Source organism: Pseudomonas palleroniana (genome assembly GCF_003031675.1).
In the GTDB taxonomy this organism is placed as follows: Bacteria; Pseudomonadota; Gammaproteobacteria; order Pseudomonadales; family Pseudomonadaceae; genus Aquipseudomonas; species Aquipseudomonas palleroniana.
In genome coordinates this window covers 22,540-38,580 of sequence record NZ_PYWX01000048.1, presented here as the reverse complement: position 1 = coordinate 38,580, position 16,041 = coordinate 22,540, and the positions used below count along the sequence as shown (strand labels likewise).

The 16,041-nt window shown below is 61.0% G+C and carries 13 protein-coding genes; 8 read left to right on the top strand and 5 right to left on the bottom strand.

The window, feature by feature from the left end; all coding sequences use genetic code 11:
- Window positions 1-60 precede the first annotated feature (60 nt).
- Genes rsmA through C9383_RS15655 form a run of 4 tightly spaced genes read right to left on the bottom strand, consistent with a single transcriptional unit; the run spans window position 61 to window position 6,014 of the window.
- The gene (gene rsmA / locus C9383_RS15670) at window positions 61-873 is read right to left on the bottom strand and encodes a 16S rRNA (adenine(1518)-N(6)/adenine(1519)-N(6))-dimethyltransferase RsmA (protein ID WP_090368498.1); all 813 of its coding nucleotides are present in this window, start codon (window positions 871-873) and stop codon (window positions 61-63) included.
- Window positions 870-1,859 (bottom strand): 4-hydroxythreonine-4-phosphate dehydrogenase PdxA, encoded by a 990-nt coding sequence (pdxA, locus tag C9383_RS15665; protein WP_090368499.1) that lies wholly within the window; start codon window positions 1,857-1,859, stop codon window positions 870-872. The genes rsmA and pdxA overlap by 4 nt, the downstream gene beginning before the upstream one ends.
- On the bottom strand, window positions 1,856-3,196 hold the full coding sequence (locus tag C9383_RS15660; protein ID WP_081087108.1) for a peptidylprolyl isomerase: 1,341 nt from the start codon (window positions 3,194-3,196) through the stop codon (window positions 1,856-1,858). The genes pdxA and C9383_RS15660 overlap by 4 nt, the downstream gene beginning before the upstream one ends.
- The gene (locus C9383_RS15655) at window positions 3,171-6,014 is read right to left on the bottom strand and encodes an LPS-assembly protein LptD (RefSeq protein WP_090368501.1); all 2,844 of its coding nucleotides are present in this window, start codon (window positions 6,012-6,014) and stop codon (window positions 3,171-3,173) included. The genes C9383_RS15660 and C9383_RS15655 overlap by 26 nt, the downstream gene beginning before the upstream one ends.
- Window positions 6,015-6,144: 130 nt before the next feature.
- Between C9383_RS15655 and C9383_RS15650 the strand changes: the two genes are divergently transcribed.
- From C9383_RS15650 to C9383_RS15640, 3 genes are read left to right on the top strand one after another with little or no spacing between them, the layout of a single operon-like run.
- A complete protein-coding gene (locus C9383_RS15650; protein WP_090368503.1) occupies window positions 6,145-7,170 on the top strand; it encodes an aminoglycoside phosphotransferase family protein in 1,026 nt (341 codons plus the stop codon).
- Window positions 7,167-7,841 carry an N-acetylmuramate alpha-1-phosphate uridylyltransferase MurU gene (gene murU, locus C9383_RS15645; protein ID WP_090368505.1) on the top strand — a complete coding sequence of 225 codons (675 nt, stop codon included), beginning with the start codon at window positions 7,167-7,169 and terminating at the stop codon, window positions 7,839-7,841. Before C9383_RS15650 ends, murU begins: the two co-directional genes overlap by 4 nt.
- A 1-nt stretch (window position 7,842) precedes the next feature.
- Window positions 7,843-8,610 (top strand): TerB family tellurite resistance protein, encoded by a 768-nt coding sequence (locus C9383_RS15640; protein WP_090368507.1) that lies wholly within the window; start codon window positions 7,843-7,845, stop codon window positions 8,608-8,610.
- A 3-nt stretch (window positions 8,611-8,613) separates the two neighbouring features.
- Here C9383_RS15640 and C9383_RS15635 read toward each other — a convergent pair whose 3' ends face one another.
- Window positions 8,614-9,585 carry an alpha/beta hydrolase family protein gene (locus C9383_RS15635; protein WP_060757287.1) on the bottom strand — a complete coding sequence of 324 codons (972 nt, stop codon included), beginning with the start codon at window positions 9,583-9,585 and terminating at the stop codon, window positions 8,614-8,616.
- 77 nt (window positions 9,586-9,662) lie between these two features.
- Here C9383_RS15635 and C9383_RS15630 point away from each other — a divergent pair, with 77 nt between their 5' ends.
- The 5 genes from C9383_RS15630 (at window position 9,663) to C9383_RS15610 (ending at window position 16,039) form a co-directional block, all read left to right on the top strand.
- Window positions 9,663-11,657 (top strand): histidine kinase, encoded by a 1,995-nt coding sequence (locus C9383_RS15630; RefSeq protein ID WP_090368509.1) that lies wholly within the window; start codon window positions 9,663-9,665, stop codon window positions 11,655-11,657.
- Between the two features lie 18 nt (window positions 11,658-11,675).
- Entirely contained in the window at window positions 11,676-12,305 is a 630-nt protein-coding gene (locus tag C9383_RS15625) for a response regulator (protein WP_060757289.1), read from the top strand.
- 226 nt (window positions 12,306-12,531) lie between these two features.
- Window positions 12,532-13,644: an ABC transporter ATP-binding protein gene (locus C9383_RS15620; protein WP_060757290.1), complete on the top strand. Its 1,113-nt coding sequence runs from the start codon at window positions 12,532-12,534 to the stop codon at window positions 13,642-13,644.
- Between the two features lie 43 nt (window positions 13,645-13,687).
- Window positions 13,688-14,728, top strand: coding sequence for an ABC transporter substrate-binding protein (locus tag C9383_RS15615; protein ID WP_090368511.1), 1,041 nt, complete (start codon window positions 13,688-13,690; stop codon window positions 14,726-14,728).
- Between the two features lie 78 nt (window positions 14,729-14,806).
- On the top strand, window positions 14,807-16,039 hold the full coding sequence (locus C9383_RS15610; RefSeq protein ID WP_090368513.1) for an ABC transporter permease: 1,233 nt from the start codon (window positions 14,807-14,809) through the stop codon (window positions 16,037-16,039).
- Window positions 16,040-16,041: the final 2 nt, after the last annotated feature.

Below are 16,041 nucleotides of genomic sequence, written 5' to 3'. Positions count from 1 at the left end.
GCACTAGGCCAGACTCGCTGTCTGCGGGAGCGGGTAAACCGGCTCCCACAGAGGCAGGCTTCAGTCTGCGGCGGGCGGCGGTTGGATGGCAAGCTGGTCGGCCAGGCGCACGAACGCAGCCAGGTCCAGTTGCTCCGGGCGCAGGCTGCCATCGACGCCGGCGGCTTCGATCTCGGCGTTGCTCAGCAGCGCCTTGAGCGTGTTACGCAAGGTCTTGCGACGTTGGTTGAATGCTTCACGCACCACGCGCTCCAGCAACCGATGGTCCTTGGCGGGATGCGGCAGTACGGCGTGAGGCACGAGCCGCACAATGGCCGAATCGACCTTCGGTGGCGGATTGAACGCCCCTGGGCCGACGTTGAACAAGTGCTCCACGCGGCAGTGATACTGGACCATGATCGACAGGCGACCCCAATCACCCCCACCCGGACCTGCTGCCAGACGCTCAACCACTTCCTTTTGCAGCATGAAGTGCATGTCGCGGATGATCCCTGCGTTGTTCAGCAGGTGAAAAATCAGCGGTGTGGAAATGTTGTACGGCAGGTTGCCGACCACACGCAGGCTGTTAGGCGCGGCATTGAGGCTGTTGAAGTCGAACTTGAGCGCGTCGCCCTGGTGCAGGTTGAAGTTGGACTTGCCGGCAAACTGCTGATTGAGGATCGGGATCAGGTCCTTGTCCAGCTCAACCACGTCCAGTTGAGCGCCGCTGGCCAACAGGCCCTGGGTCAGTGCGCCCTGGCCCGGGCCGATTTCCAGCAGGCGGTCTTCGGGCTTGGCATGGATGGAGCGCAGGATGCGGTCGATTACACCCGCATCGTGCAGGAAGTTTTGCCCGAAGCGCTTGCGCGCCCGGTGTTGGTAATGCTCAGTCATATACGGGTCTCGGCCATCTGATAGGCGGTTTCCAGGGCCACGTGCAGGCTGCCGGTATCGATCTTGCCGCTGCCCGCCAGGTCCAGGGCAGTGCCATGGTCGACGGAGGTACGGATGATCGGCAGGCCCAATGTCACGTTGACTGCGGCGCCGAAGCCTTTGTATTTCAGCACGGGCAAGCCTTGGTCATGGTACATCGCCAGCACTGCATCGCAGTGCTCCAGATATTTGGGGGTAAACAGAGTGTCCGCAGGCAGTGGGCCACGCAGGTCCATGCCTTCTTGGCGCAGGCGCTCTAATGTGGGTTCAATGATGTCGATTTCTTCATGGCCCAAGTGGCCGCCTTCACCGGCGTGGGGGTTGAGCCCGCAGACCAGGATGCGCGGTTGGGCGATGCCGAACTTCTGTTGCAGGTCGGCGTGCAGGATGCGTGTGACACGCTCCACCCGTTCGGCGGTGATGGCGTCTGCAATCTCACGCAGCGGCAGATGCGTCGTCACCAAGGCAACGCGCAGGCCGCGAGTCGCCAGCATCATCACGACTTGAGCGGTATGGGTCAGTTCGGCGAGGAATTCGGTATGGCCGGAGAAGGCGATGCCGGATTCGTTGATCACACCCTTGTGTACAGGGGCGGTGATCATGCCGGCGAAGTCACCGTCCATGCAGCCTTGCCCGGCGCGGGTCAATGTTTCCAGCACAAAGGCCGCGTTGGCCTTGTTCAGTTGCCCCGCAACCGCCTTGGCCGGCAACGGGGTATCCCATACATACAGGCTGTCTTTGGGGGCCGGCAGATCAGGCCAGTTGCCCGGCGCCACATCCAGCAGGTTGACGGCCACGCCCAACTGCGCAGCCCGCTCAAGGAGCAGGTCGCGGTTGGTAATGGCAATCAGGGGGTGTGGCTGTGGCTGCGAGGCGAGCAGCAGGCAGAGGTCTGGACCAATGCCGGCCGGCTCGCCGGGTGTGACTGCAAAGCGTTGGGGTTTCACTGGCTTGCCTGGTTGGTGCCTGTTTGCTCGGCGCCTGGCAGCTTGTTCTCAACGTAGGCTTCGTCACGGATCTGGCGCAACCAGGTTTGCAGCTCTTCGTCGTATTTGCGGTTACGCAGCACGGTCAGGGCTTGTTGCTCGCGAGCCTGGGTGGTGTTGTCGGTGGCGCGACGGCCCAGGACTTCCAGTACATGCCAGCCATATTGGGTCTTGAACGGCTTGGACAACACGCCTTGCGGGGTCTTGGCCATCACGTCCTGGAACTCCGGCACCAGTGCTTTCGGGTCGATCCAGTTCAGGTCGCCGCCGTTGAGGGCCGAACCCGGGTCTTCCGAGAAGCTCTTGGCCAGTGTTGCGAAGTCTTCACCGCCTTCGATGCGGTCATAGATCTTCTGCGCCAGCTCCTTGGTTTGTGCCTCGGTGCGGATTTCACTTGGCTTGACCAGGATGTGACGAACATGGACTTCGTCTTTCAGCGAGGTCTCGCCGCCACGCTTGCCCAACAGCTTGAGGATGATGAAGCCGCCTGGCGTGCGGGCAGGCTGGGTGATATCACCCACTTGCATTGCACTGAGTTCGCGGTCGAACGGAGGCGGCAACTGAGCGGCTTTACGCCAGCCCATGTCACCACCGTCCAGGGCGTTATCGCTACCGGATACGGCGATGGCGGTCTGGGAAAAGTCAGCGCCAGCCTTCAGGCGGTCGTAAACGGCCTGGGTTTTTGCCGCGGCGGCATTGAGTTGCTCTGCGTTGGCGCTGTCCGGCGTCGGGATCAGGATATTGGCCAGGTGCAGTTCCTCGGAGAGCTGCATCTTGCCCAGGTCCGAAGCCAGGAAGTTCTTCACTTCCTGTTCGGAAACCTGGACCCGCTCCGCCACACGACGCTGACGCACACGGCTGATGATCATTTCACGTTTGATCTGGTCACGAGCGTCCTCATAGGACAGGCCATCGTGAGCCAGGGCGGCGCGAAACTGATCGATGCTCATGTTGTTGCGCTGAGCGATGGTGCCGACGGCCTGGTTCAACTCTTCGTCCGAAATACGGATGCCGGAACGTTCGCCGATCTGCAGTTGCAGGTTTTCGACGATCAGGCGCTCCAGCACCTGAGGCTCCAGAACGCTGGTCGGTGGCACACCGCCGCCACGCTTGGCGATGGTTTGCTGCACTTCCTTGACCCGTTGGTCCAGCTGGCTCTGCATGATCACGTCGTTATCGACAATGGCCGCAACTTTGTCCAGCTGTTGAACGGCCGCGTGTGCCGATACGGTACCCAGGAACAGCGCGCCCAGCACGAGCGGGCGCAGACAATCAGAAAGCTTGATCTTCACGTTCACGATAACCTTGAATGCCTTTGTCGAGGAAGCTCTCTACCTTGGAGCCGGTCAGGCCGCCGAGTCCTTTAAGGACGATCTGGAAGAAGAGCCCGTGGTCACCCTTTTCGTTAAGGGGGGCGATCTGGGTATATTCGTCGTTGGAAACCCAGTAACGATTGATAACGCGCAGTTTCCAGCAGCAGTTGTCGTACTCGAAACCACCGAAGGCTTCCAGGGTACGGTTGCGGGCGTAGTCATACTGCCAGCGGGTGATCAGGTTCCACTGCGGAATGATCGGCCACATCATCGAGAAGTCGTGTTGCTGGATTTTGTAGTAATCCTTCACGAAGTTCGCGTCGCCTGGCTGCCCGTAGTCACCACCGAACTGCCATTTGCCGGTCAGCTGGTTGTACACCACCTGGTCGTTGCGATAGCGATAACCCAGGTTGACGACCTTGTTCGGGTTGTCTTCCGGTTGGTAGTGGAACATGGCGCTGCCGGAGCGAGGGCTGTGGCTGTCAGGGTCCCAGTTGTAGTCGGCAGTCGCACGCCAATCGCGATTGAAGCGGAACTCATAGTCCAGAGCGATAGGCGATACGTTCGACTGTGCGTCGGCACGGTCGGCAGCCAAGACGCCGGGCAGTTGGACTTCACGGTCCTTGAAATACAACGCCTGGCCCACGGACACACGTTGACGTTCGAAGCCGTTTTCTTCGATCCAGCGGCTGGTCACACCCAGAGACAGCTTGTTCTCGTCACCGATCCGGTCACTGCCGCTGAATCGATTGTCACGGAACAGCGAGGCGTAGCTGAACGAGTACTCACCTGAGTCGAATACCGGGATATCGCTCTGGTCCTTGTTAGGTACGTAGAGGTAGTAGGCACGCGGTTCCAGGGTTTGGCGATAGTCTTTTCCGAACCAGTTGGTATCACGGTCGAAGTACAGGCCGCTGTCAATGCTCGCAACTGGAATTGCACGGTCTTGTGAGCTTTTGAACACCCCGCCTGCGTACGGAGAAGCTCCCGGCTGAGTAGCGGCCAGTTGTGCAGCCACAATGTCATTCTTACCTTTGCTATCCAGGTCAAGATCGTACTTGGTATAGACATACTTGAGCTTCGGCGTGATAAACCCGTAAGTCCAATTCATCGGGTATTCAACAGCTGGTGCGACGGTCAGGCGCGTACCGTTTGCACGGGTAAGGCCGCTTACGTATTCATCCAGGCGCTTCTCGCCAACGGGCAGGCCATTCGCATCGAACGGGCCACCTTCTTTGTCAAAGACGTTACCGCTTCTGAGATCGCGATCGAATCGAACCGCTTCGGTCTCATAAGTAAAATTCAATCCGCCCGGATGGTATGGCAGTGCCCCGTTGAAGGTGATTTGCGGCAAGCGGTCATACGGAGTGATCTGAGAGATCGTCGCCAGCTGGTACGCTTGAACGTTCAGGCGAGCCTGATAGTTGTCACCGTTATAGGTCAAAGCGCCCTGTTGGTTGAGGAAATCTTGGCTTTGGACTCCCTCCTGGTACGTCTTGAGATCTTGGAAGTAAAACGGATCACTGATCTTGGTGTAATCCACTCGAGTTGACAGACGCGAATCGAGACCGCCACGGTGCTGCCAATTGAGCATATAGCGGGTTTTTTCGTAGTCGGTCTGTTTCGTCCGCTCATCGCTGTCATCATTCAGGTACGCGCCCCCAAACTGACCTTCACTGGACTTGGTGAGGTAGCGGAACTCGCCTTCCATCAACATGCCGCGCTTGGTCATGTATTGCGGGTACAACGTGGCGTCATAGTTCGGCGCCAGGTTGAAGTAGTACGGCGTAACTAGGGTAAAACCAGACTCGCTACCCGTGCTGAAGCTCGGCGGCAGGAAGCCGGATTGACGACGGTTGTCGATCGGGAAATAAATGTAAGGGGTGTAGAGGATCGGGATGTTCTTGACCCGCAACGTCGCGTTGGTTGCCGTACCGAAACCGGTGGCAGGGTTCAACGTGATGTTGTTGCCCTTGAGCTGCCAGGCGTTGCTGTCTGGCTCGCAGGTGGTGTACGTACCGTCTTTGAGACGGATGATCGCGTTTTCGGCACGCTTGGCGTACAGGGCGTTACCGCGGATGCGCGACTTGTGCATCACGTATTCGGCGTTGTCGATCTGCGCCGCACCGGTATCGAGCTGTACCTGGGCATGGTCACCCACGATCAGGGCGCCGTTGTCGCGCAGGCGAACGTTGCCGTTCAGCTCGCCACGGTTTTCCGCCTGATACAGGCTGGCTTCCTGGGCTTCCATCTGCATGCTGCCCTGGCGCATGACGACGTCACCGGCCAAGGTCGCGATCTGTTGTTCCTGCTCGTAACGAGAAGCCTTGGCGCCGATGAACGTCGGTGCGTCGCTCTTGGCCGTTTTGTCGTTCATGCCAGGACGCATCGGCTCGATGTACGCACCGCCGCAATAAGGGCCGGTTTCGGCCAGCTGGGCTGCGGTCAGCTTCTCGCGAGGCACCCAGTCCAGGTGGCTGTAGTCGGCGCTGCGCGAACGCAGGCCACGGCCCTTGGCTTCGGTGACCAGCATGGTCTTGGGTTCGGCGTCGGCGTTGCCGCCGGTTTCGCCTTGTGGCGTACCGTTTGCCGAGCTGACGGCAGAGCCATCATGCACCGGGCGTGGCGGCAATGGGGCTGCGGCGGTTTTCGGCGCGCAATCCCAGGCACCCGAAGCAGAGACTGAGCAGTCATACTGTTCCGCGGCGACCACGAATGAGGTGGCGAAAGGTTGCATGGCCAGCAGACTGCCGGTTACTAGCAACGGAAATTTTCTACGAAACGCGGGGGATTTCAATGCCATCTTATTAGTCCGGGCTTCCTGCGTGCCATCTGCCCGCGGTTTGGGCCGCACGCCTCTCGATGGTCTGAAAAAGATGCGTGATAATAAAGCATGCCCCGCTTGACGGCTAGCGCCGTCGGAGACCCTTGTAATGCCCGAGCAAGATCTACGTTTACAACAGCTGGAAGTCTGGCTGGATGAGCAATTGCCAATCCTTTTCAACGCCCAGGGTTGGGGGGCCGTACCCCCGGCCACATTGACCGCGGCCAGTAGCGACGCGAGTTTCAGGCGCTATTTCCGCTGGGAGGGAGGGGCGCATACGTTCGTGGTCATGGACGCGCCACCGCCCCAGGAAAACTGCAAACCTTTCGTCGAAATTGCGCATCTACTGGCGAAATCGGGGATAAACGTACCCAAAATTTATGCAGAAGATTTGCCTCGCGGCTTCCTTTTGCTCAATGACCTGGGCAGAAAAACCTATCTGGACGTGATTGACGCCGACAACGCCGATCAATTGTTTACCGATGCCATCGATGCGCTGCTGGCTTTTCAGCAGTTACCGATGGATGCGCCACTGCCCAGCTATGACGTTGCCTTGCTGCGTCGCGAGCTGGAATTGTTTCCTGAGTGGTACGTTCGCCGGCACCTGGGTATCGAGTTCGATACTCGCCAGCGCGATCTCTGGCAACGCGTCAGCGAGCAACTGATCGACAGCGCCCTGGCTCAGCCAAAGGTGCTGGTACACCGCGACTACATGCCGCGCAACCTGATGATCAGCGAGCCCAACCCTGGCGTACTGGATTTCCAGGATGCGGTCTACGGCCCGGTGACCTACGACATTACCTGTCTGTTCAAGGATGCATTCCTCAGTTGGCCCCAGGCGCGTGTGCGCGAATGGCAGCGCGGCTATTGGGAGCGTGCCGTGCAGTTGGGTCTTCCCGTGCACGCCGATTTCGAGGCTTTCCTACGTGCCAGCGACCTGATGGGCGTGCAGCGCCACCTCAAGGTCATCGGCATCTTTGCGCGCATTTGCCATCGCGACGGCAAGCCGCGCTATCTGGCGGATGTGCCGCGCTTCTTTGCTTATATAGAAGCGGTGCTTGCAGACCGGCCCGAACTGCGCGAACTGGGTGAGTTGCTTGCCAGCCTGCGCGAGCCGGTCGAGGCGAGCGTATGAAGGCGATGATCCTGGCCGCCGGTAAAGGCGAGCGCATGCGCCCGCTGACGCTGCATACGCCCAAGCCGCTGGTGCAAGCGGGCGGCAAGCGCCTGATCGAGTACCACCTGGAGGCACTGGCGAAGGCGGGTTTCACCGAGATTGTGATCAACCATGCGTGGCTCGGTCAGCAGATCGAAAGTTATCTGGGTGACGGCGCGCAGTTTGGCCTGCGTATCCAGTACTCGGCCGAAGGTGAACCGCTGGAAACCGGCGGTGGGATTTTCCAAGCCTTGCCGTTGCTGGGCGATGAGCCGTTCCTGGTGGTCAATGGTGATATCTGGACCGATTACGACTTCACCCGGCTACGTCAGCCGCTCCAGGGCCTGGCCCATCTGGTGATGGTGGATAACCCGGCGCACCACCCTTCGGGTGGTGATTTCTACCTGGACCAGGGTTTGCTTCATGATGCCGCGCCCGGTGCCGATAACCTGACCTTCAGTGGCATTTCGGTACTCGACCCCCAGCTGTTCGCGGGTTGCAGTGCCGGTGCCTTTAAATTGGCGCCGCTGCTGCGGGCGGCCATGAGCAAAGGTCTGGTAACGGGGGAGCACATGGCGGGACGCTGGATTGATGTGGGGACATTGGAGCGCCTGGCGCAGGTCGAAACCCTGCTGACTGCGGAGCGATAAGATGTTGTGGCCAGGGACGCTGATCGGCGCCGGGGCTGGCTTTGCCATTGCCAGCATTCCGGGGGCTTTGTTGGGGGCATTGCTGGGGCAGGCGCTGGATCGCCGCTTGCAGCTGCAGAGTTGGGCGCAATTGCGCGAACGCCTGGGCGGCCGGCCGGCGCTGCGCAATGACGAATTGCTGTTTGTGCTGCTGGGCCGACTGGCCAAAAGCAATGGCCGGGTGGTGGATGGGCATATCCAGCAGGCGCGCCTGGAAATGCGTGCACTGGATATGAACGAACCCGCCCAGCGCCGCGCTATCACGGCGTTCAACCGGGGCAAGTCCGGTAGCGATCGGGTGCGTAGCTATCTGCGCGTGCTCAAGGCGCAGCCCCATGCGGCAGAGGGCGTGCTGCGCGCCTGCTGGCGCATGGCCTGGGCCGATGGCAGAGCGGATGACGCCGAGCGCGACCTGATTGACCAGTGGGGCAAGTGGCTGGGGTGGACACCGCAACAACTGCACGCACTGGCGTCCGATTACACCCCTGAGCGCAAGCCGTTGGTGAACCGAGGGGGGGCTTATCAGGAGGCGTTGCGAATCCTGGGGGTCACCGCAACTACGGAGCCGTCAGTGATCAAGCGTGCCTATCGCCGCCTGCTCAGTCGTCACCATCCGGACAAGGTTGCCGGCACCGGCGCCAGCCCTGCGCAAGTGCGCGAGGCAACCGAGCGAACCCGCGAGTTGCACAACGCCTATGCGTTGATTCGCGAACGGCGCGATTTCCGGTAAGCCTCAGTCGACGGTTTGCGGGCTCAACCAGCCGCGAACCCGCCGATACAGCTGCTCCTGCTCGGCCGAGCTGTTGCCGGGCAGGGTCTTGAGTGACACCTGCTTATAGCCTTCATTCTTCCCACGCTTGGCCGCCTGAAGCCGCGCCAGGGCGTTTTTACGGTCCAGGGCATTGTCCTGATAGAAGATATCCGCCGTCGGCACTTTCAAGGCCGGGGCCACTTGTTGCAGATCCGGTTGGCGGCCCACCGGGGTTTTGCCGGCCACCAGCACCAGCTTCTGAACCTGCGCCGGTTGCTTTTCGCTCAGGTAACGTGCGGCCCACCAGGCGCCAGTGCCGTGGCCGAGCAGCACCACACTGCGCGCGCTCTGGGTCTGGGCAAAAGCCACGGCTGCGTCGATCCGGTCGAAAATACGCTTGGCGTCGGTCTTGTCCTGTTCATCCGCCCCCGGCACTACCGCAGGGTCGGTGCCTTCGGCTTCGGCGCTGGCGGCTTGTTCGATGGGCTTGGCGGCCGTGCTGCCGTCTTTGCTGCTGGTGTCGACGGTTGCCTTGGGCGCTTCGATCACCCGTGGCGGCAGGGTGTCCATGCTCACGTCCGGCAGCGACAGGCTGAGGCTGCCCCAGTTGGCATCCGGCAATTTGCGGCGCAACGGGCCGATTGCTTGCGGCCAGTCAGCATTTTCGCCGGCGCCGGGGACGATAATCACCACCCCTTCCGGTTCTGCACTGTTGGCGGGTTTCCATAAGGCCAGGAACGAATCGGTGCCGGCCTGCAATTGTTGTTGCTCGTGTTGTGGAATATTGCGCTCCAGCGCGCTGGCCTCTTCCTGGCTGCGCTCGGGCAGCGCTTGGCGCTCCGCAGGTTTTTCGGCGGCGGGCGCGGGGGCGTCAGCGGCCTGAACAGAAAAGGCGCTGGTAAATAGCAGCGACAGGCACAATGCTGGCAGTGCCGAACGGTGGTGAAAGGGCATCGTTAATTCCCGGCCAGAAATGATTCCAGCAGCCTAATGGGTTGGTCAGTATTTGTCAGTGATGTGAGACGTGGATCATGGGTTTTCGCTGTCTGCTGATTATCGGCGGTTTGTGCTGTGCCTTGATGGCAACGGCCGCGCCGGCGCCCGTTGCGCCGAAAGCACAGCTCAATGCGCAGCAGCGTGAGTGGCTGAGCCTGCATCCGGAGCTGCGCGTGGGGCTGGTGCTGCAGGCGCCTTACGCGCAATACGATCGGCGCCTGCAACGCTTGTCCGGGGCCAATGTGGAGTTGATGCAGTGGCTGGCCAAGGCGCTGAATATCGAACTGTTGTGGCGCAATTTTCCCGATCAGGAGCAGTTGGAGGCCGCCGTGCGCGACGGCGAAGTGGATATTGCGCCCGGCCTGCAGCAAACCCCGGCGGGTTTGCGCCTGTGGTTATTCACCGACCCTTACATGCGCGTGCCCCAGCATATTGTCGGCGTCCGCGAAGGCGGCGGCGCAGTGGAGCTGGAGAAACTCGACGAACAATCGCGCATTGCCGTGCGCATGCCCAGCGCCGTGGCCGATTACCTGCGCAGCACCTATCCCAACCTCAACCTGCAAGGGGTGCCCATGGAGCGCCAGGCCCTGCAGCTGCTGGTAAGCCAACAAGCGCGATATGCCGTGGTGGATGAGGCGCAACTGAGCCGCTTGTCCGGCGAAGCAGAATTTGCGGGGCTGGCGGTGGTCGGTGATATCGGCTTGCCACAGTTGCTGCGGGTGGGCACGCGTCGCGATTGGCCGGAACTGGCAACCCTCATGCAGAGCGCCTTGCGGGCGATACCCGCGCGAGACTTGGACCAGTTGCACAATCGCTGGCTGCAACCCCAGTACCCGCGATTGTCGGAATTCCCGGGTTTCTGGAAGAACCTCAGCCTGTTGCTGGGAATCTGCCTGCTGGCCTGCCTCGCGATGGTCGCCTGGCAGCGTCGCCAGCAACGCGGCCTGGAACACGACTTGCTGGCGGCACGGGAAGAAAGCGCCGCCCGCGCTGCCGGTGCCGAAGCCTTGCGGTTGACGCAGTTTTCCATCGATCAAAGTACGGTCGGCATCCTGTGGGTCAATTGGGACAGCCATGTGCGTTACGCCAATCGTGCGGCAGAAAGCATGCTCGGCTACGCCCCGGGCGCGCTGATCGAGCGGCCGCTGGTCGAGGTCGACCCGACCTTGAACATGGATCGCTGGCTCAACCTGTGGCGACGCGCCCGCGCCAGCGAGGAGGGCGGGCAAACCTTCGCCACCGATTGCGTGCGCGCCAATGGCAGTATCCTGCCCGCCGATGTGTCTTTGAGTTTCCTGCGCTTTGCTCAGGGCGAATACCTGGTGGTGTACCTCAACGATGTCACCGAACGCCGCCGTTACGTGGCCGCCTTGCTGCAAAGCGAAGCGCAGTTGCGCGAATTGTCCGCCCATTTGGAAACCGTGCGCGAAGAAGAGAAAGCCCGCATCGCCCGCGAGGTACACGATGAGTTGGGCCAGATGCTCACGGTGCTCAAGCTGGAAACCTCGATGTGCGAATTGGCCTATGCGCAGCTCGACCCTGGCCTGAATGAACGGCTCAACAGCATGAAGCGCCTGATCGCCCAGCTGTTCCAACTGGTGCGCGATGTGGCCACCGCGCTGCGCCCGCCGATCCTCGACGCCGGCATCGCCTCGGCCATCGAATGGCAGGCCCGGCGCTTCGAAGCCCGCACGCAAATTCCCTGCCTGGTACAGGTTCCGGATAACCTGCCGGCCCTGAGCGACGCCAAGGCCATTGGTTTGTTCCGGGTCCTGCAGGAGGCACTGACCAATGTGATGCGCCATGCCCAGGCGCATACCGTCGAGCTGACCCTGGTGATTGAGGGGGCAGACCTGCGGTTGACCATCAGCGATGATGGCGTCGGTTTCGTCGAAACCCCCGGCCGCCCTGTTTCTTTCGGCGTGGTCGGTATGCGCGAGCGAGTGCTGATGATGGGTGGGCAACTGAGCCTGCAGAGCGAAGTGGGGGAAGGCACCACCCTGAGCGTCACGGTGCCGTTGGATGCCTGACAACAAGAGGAAAAACCTGTGATTCGCGTATTGGTAGCCGAAGACCACACCATCGTCCGAGAGGGCATCAAGCAATTGATCGGCCTGGCCAAAGACCTGCAGGTGGTCGGTGAAGCCAGTAATGGCGAGCAGTTGCTGGAAACCTTGCGCCATGTGACGTGCGAGGTGGTGCTGCTGGATATCTCGATGCCGGGTGTGAACGGCCTGGAGGCCATTGCGCGCATCCGGGCGTTGGGCAATCCGCCGGCGATTCTGGTGTTGTCGATGCATGATGAAGCGCAAATGGCTGCCCGCGCCCTCAAGGTTGGCGCGGCGGGTTATGCCACCAAGGACAGCGACCCGGCGCTGTTGCTGACCGCTATTCGCAAGGTGGCGGCGGGTGGGCGATACATCGACCCCGACCTGGCCGACCGTATGGTCTTCGAAGTCGGCCTGACCGATACGCGGCCGCTGCATTCGTTGCTGTCGGAGCGCGAGTTCTCGGTATTCGAACGCCTGGCCCAGGGGGCCAACGTCAATGATATTGCCCAGCAACTGGCGCTGAGCAGCAAGACCATCAGCACGCATAAGGCGCGGTTGATGCAAAAGCTCAATATCACTTCGTTGGCGGAACTGGTGAAGTACGCCATGGAGCACAGGCTGCTCTGACGACATGCCCATTAGCGACACCCTGCAAAACATCACCGAGCCCATTCTTGCCGCTTGCAGCTCACCCCTTGTAGTTGCACCGTCCTGTGCCCGCCATCGCTGTAGGGCAATCCCTACCCCCAACCTTCCAACCGGCTGATGCAATTCTCTCCCAGCCCCCGATTTCCGGGGGCTTGCGCCTGGACTACGCTTGTTCCATTGCGGTCCAAAACACAAAGGTGCGGGTATGAGCGAGGCGGATACAAATGATGTGCTGGTCAGCTTTCGTGGCGTGCAGAAGAGCTACGACGGCGAGAACCTGATCGTCAAAGACCTCAACCTGGAGATTCGCAAGGGCGAGTTCCTCACACTGCTTGGGCCGTCGGGTTCCGGCAAGACGACCAGCCTGATGATGCTCGCCGGCTTCGAGACACCGACCGCCGGTGAAATCCTCCTGGCCGGGCGTTCCATCAACAACGTGCCGCCGCACAAGCGCGATATCGGCATGGTGTTCCAGAACTACGCGCTGTTCCCGCACATGACGGTTGCCGAGAACCTGGCGTTCCCGCTCTCGGTGCGCTCGTTAAGCAAGACCGACATCAGTGAGCGGGTCAAACGCGTGCTGAGCATGGTCCAGCTCGACGCCTTCGCCCAACGCTACCCGGCGCAACTTTCCGGTGGTCAGCAACAGCGCGTGGCCCTGGCCCGTGCGCTGGTGTTCGAACCGCAACTGGTGTTGATGGACGAACCCCTAGGCGCTCTCGACAAGCAACTGCGTGAACACATGCAGATGGAAATCAAGCACCTGCATCAGCGTCTCGGCGTGACCGTGGTGTACGTGACCCACGATCAGGGCGAGGCCTTGACCATGTCCGACCGCGTGGCGGTGTTTCATCAGGGCGAGATCCAGCAGATTGCTGCGCCGCGGACCTTGTATGAAGAACCGAAAAATACCTTCGTCGCCAACTTCATCGGCGAAAACAACCGTCTCAACGGCCGCCTGCACAGCCACACCGGCGAGCGCTGCGTCGTGGAGCTGGCGCGCGGCGAGAAGGTCGAGGCGCTGGCGGTGAACGTGGGTCAGGTCGGCGGGCCGGTCACGCTGTCGGTGCGTCCGGAGCGGGTCAGCCTCAATGGTTCCAGCGAAAGCTGCATCAATCGTTTTTCGGGGCGGGTGGCGGAATTCATCTACCTGGGCGACCACGTGCGCGTGCGTCTGGAAGTCTGCGGCAAGACCGATTTTTTTGTGAAACAACCGATCGCCGAGCTGGACCCGGCCCTGGCGGTCGGCGACGTGGTACCGATTGGCTGGCAAGTCGAGCACGTTCGCGCACTCGACCCACTTCTAGAGGCGAATTGATCGCCCCATGGCTTCACCAACCCTGCACGTGGAGAGCACCACAATGTTGAGATCCCTTAAGTATTCAGCGCTGGTTATCGGCTTGTTCGGCGCGACCCAGGCCATGGCCGGCCCGGACCTGACCGTCGTGTCCTTTGGTGGCGCGAACAAGGCCGCTCAGGTCAAGGCGTTTTACGCACCGTGGGAAAGCGCGGGCAACGGCAAGATCGTCGCCGGCGAGTACAACGGTGAAATGGCCAAGGTCAAGGCCATGGTCGACACCAAGAGTGTGTCCTGGGACCTGGTGGAAGTGGAGTCGCCGGAGTTGTCCCGGGGGTGTGACGAAGATATGTTCGAACCGCTGGACCCCAAGCTGTTCGGTAATGCTGCGGACTACGTAAAAGGCGCGATCCAGCCGTGCGGCGTGGGTTTCTTCGTGTGGTCCACGGTGTTGGCCTACAACGCCGACAAATTGGCTTCCCCGCCAACCAGCTGGGCGGATTTCTGGGATACCAAGAAATTCCCAGGCAAGCGCGGCCTGCGTAAAGGTGCCAAGTACACCCTGGAATTCGCCCTGATGGCCGACGGCGTAGCGCCCAAGGACGTCTACAAAGTATTGGCCGGCAAAGATGGCCAGGACCGTGCATTCAAGAAGCTCGACGAACTCAAGCCATCGATCCAGTGGTGGGAAGCGGGCGCCCAACCGCCACAGTACCTGGCCTCGGGTGATGTCGTGATGAGTTCGGCCTACAACGGCCGTATCGCTGCCGTTCAGAAAGAAAGCAACCTCAAGGTGGTGTGGAACGGCGGCATCTACGACTTTGACGCATGGGCCATTCCTAAAGGCCTGGCGAAAGACCGTGCCGAAGCCGCGAAGAAATTCATCGCCTTCTCGGTTCAGCCGCAGCAGCAGAAGACCTACTCGGAAAACATTGCCTACGGCCCGGCCAACACCCAAGCGGTCCCGTTGCTGGCCAAGGACATCCTCAAGGATATGCCGACCACCCCGGAAAACATCGCCAACCAGGTGCAGATCGATGTGAGCTTCTGGGCGGATAACGGCGAGCAGTTGGAGCAGCGCTTCAATTCCTGGGCTGCCAAATAACACCGCTTACCCCAGTGGGAGAGGCGTTGCTCTCTCCCACCAGGGTTCTGCATTTCCTTTCAAGATCCGGAGTCAGCCATGGCTATCGCCATTCCCAGCCCCACCCTCAAGCAGCGCCTGGCGCGTGCCGAACGGCTCAACCGCTGGAAGGCCCAGGCATTGATTGCACCGCTGGTGCTGTTTTTGCTGCTGGTGTTCCTGGTGCCAATCATTGCGCTGCTCTACAAAAGCGTCGGCAACGAGGAAGTGGTGGGCGGTTTGCCGCGTACCGTGGTGGCGGTCAAGGCCTGGGATGGCCGTGGCCTGCCCGGCGAACCGGTGTATCAGGCGCTGAGCGAAGACTTGGGCGAAGCGCGCAAAAACCAGACGCTGGGCGACTTGTCCAAGCGCTTGAACATGGAGTTGGCCGGCTATCGCAGCCTGCTGACCAAAACCGCGCGGGCGCTGCCCTTTACCGAGGCGCCCGGCTCTTATAAAGAAGCATTGGAAAGCCTCGATGAACGCTGGGGCGACCCCGCGTACTGGCAGGCGATCCGGCGCAATACCAGCAGCCTCACACCGTTCTACCTGCTGGCGGCTGTCGACCACCGTATCAATGACCTGGGCGAACTGGCCCCGGCTACGCCGGACCAGGCCATTTACCTGGACATTTTCGCGCGTACCTTCTGGATGGGCCTGGTGATTACCTTCATCTGCCTGCTGCTGGCGTATCCCTTGGCGTACCTGCTGGCCAACCTGCCGGCGCGCAAAAGCAACCTGCTGATGATTCTGGTGCTGCTGCCGTTCTGGACCTCGATCCTGGTGCGGGTCGCCGCGTGGATCGTGCTGCTGCAATCCGGTGGCCTGATCAACAGCGCCTTGATGAGCATGGGCTTGATCGACAAACCCCTGGAGCTGGTGTTCAACCGTACCGGGGTCTATATCTCCATGGTGCACATCCTGTTGCCGTTCATGATTCTGCCGATCTACAGCGTGATGAAAGGCATCTCACCCACCTATATGCGTGCAGCGATTTCCCTGGGCTGCCACCCGTTCGCCAGCTTCTGGCGCGTGTATTTCCCGCAGACCTACGCCGGCGTCGGCGCCGGCTGCCTGTTGGTGTTCATCCTGGCGATTGGTTACTACATCACCCCGGCGCTGCTCGGCAGCCCGAACGACCAGATGGTCAGCTACTTCGTGGCGTTCTACACCAACACCAGCATCAACTGGGGCATGGCCACGGCGCTGGGCGGCTTGCTGCTGCTGGCGACGGTGCTGCTGTATCTGATCTACAACCGGCTGGTAGGCGCCAGCCGCCTGCGCCTGAGCTGAGG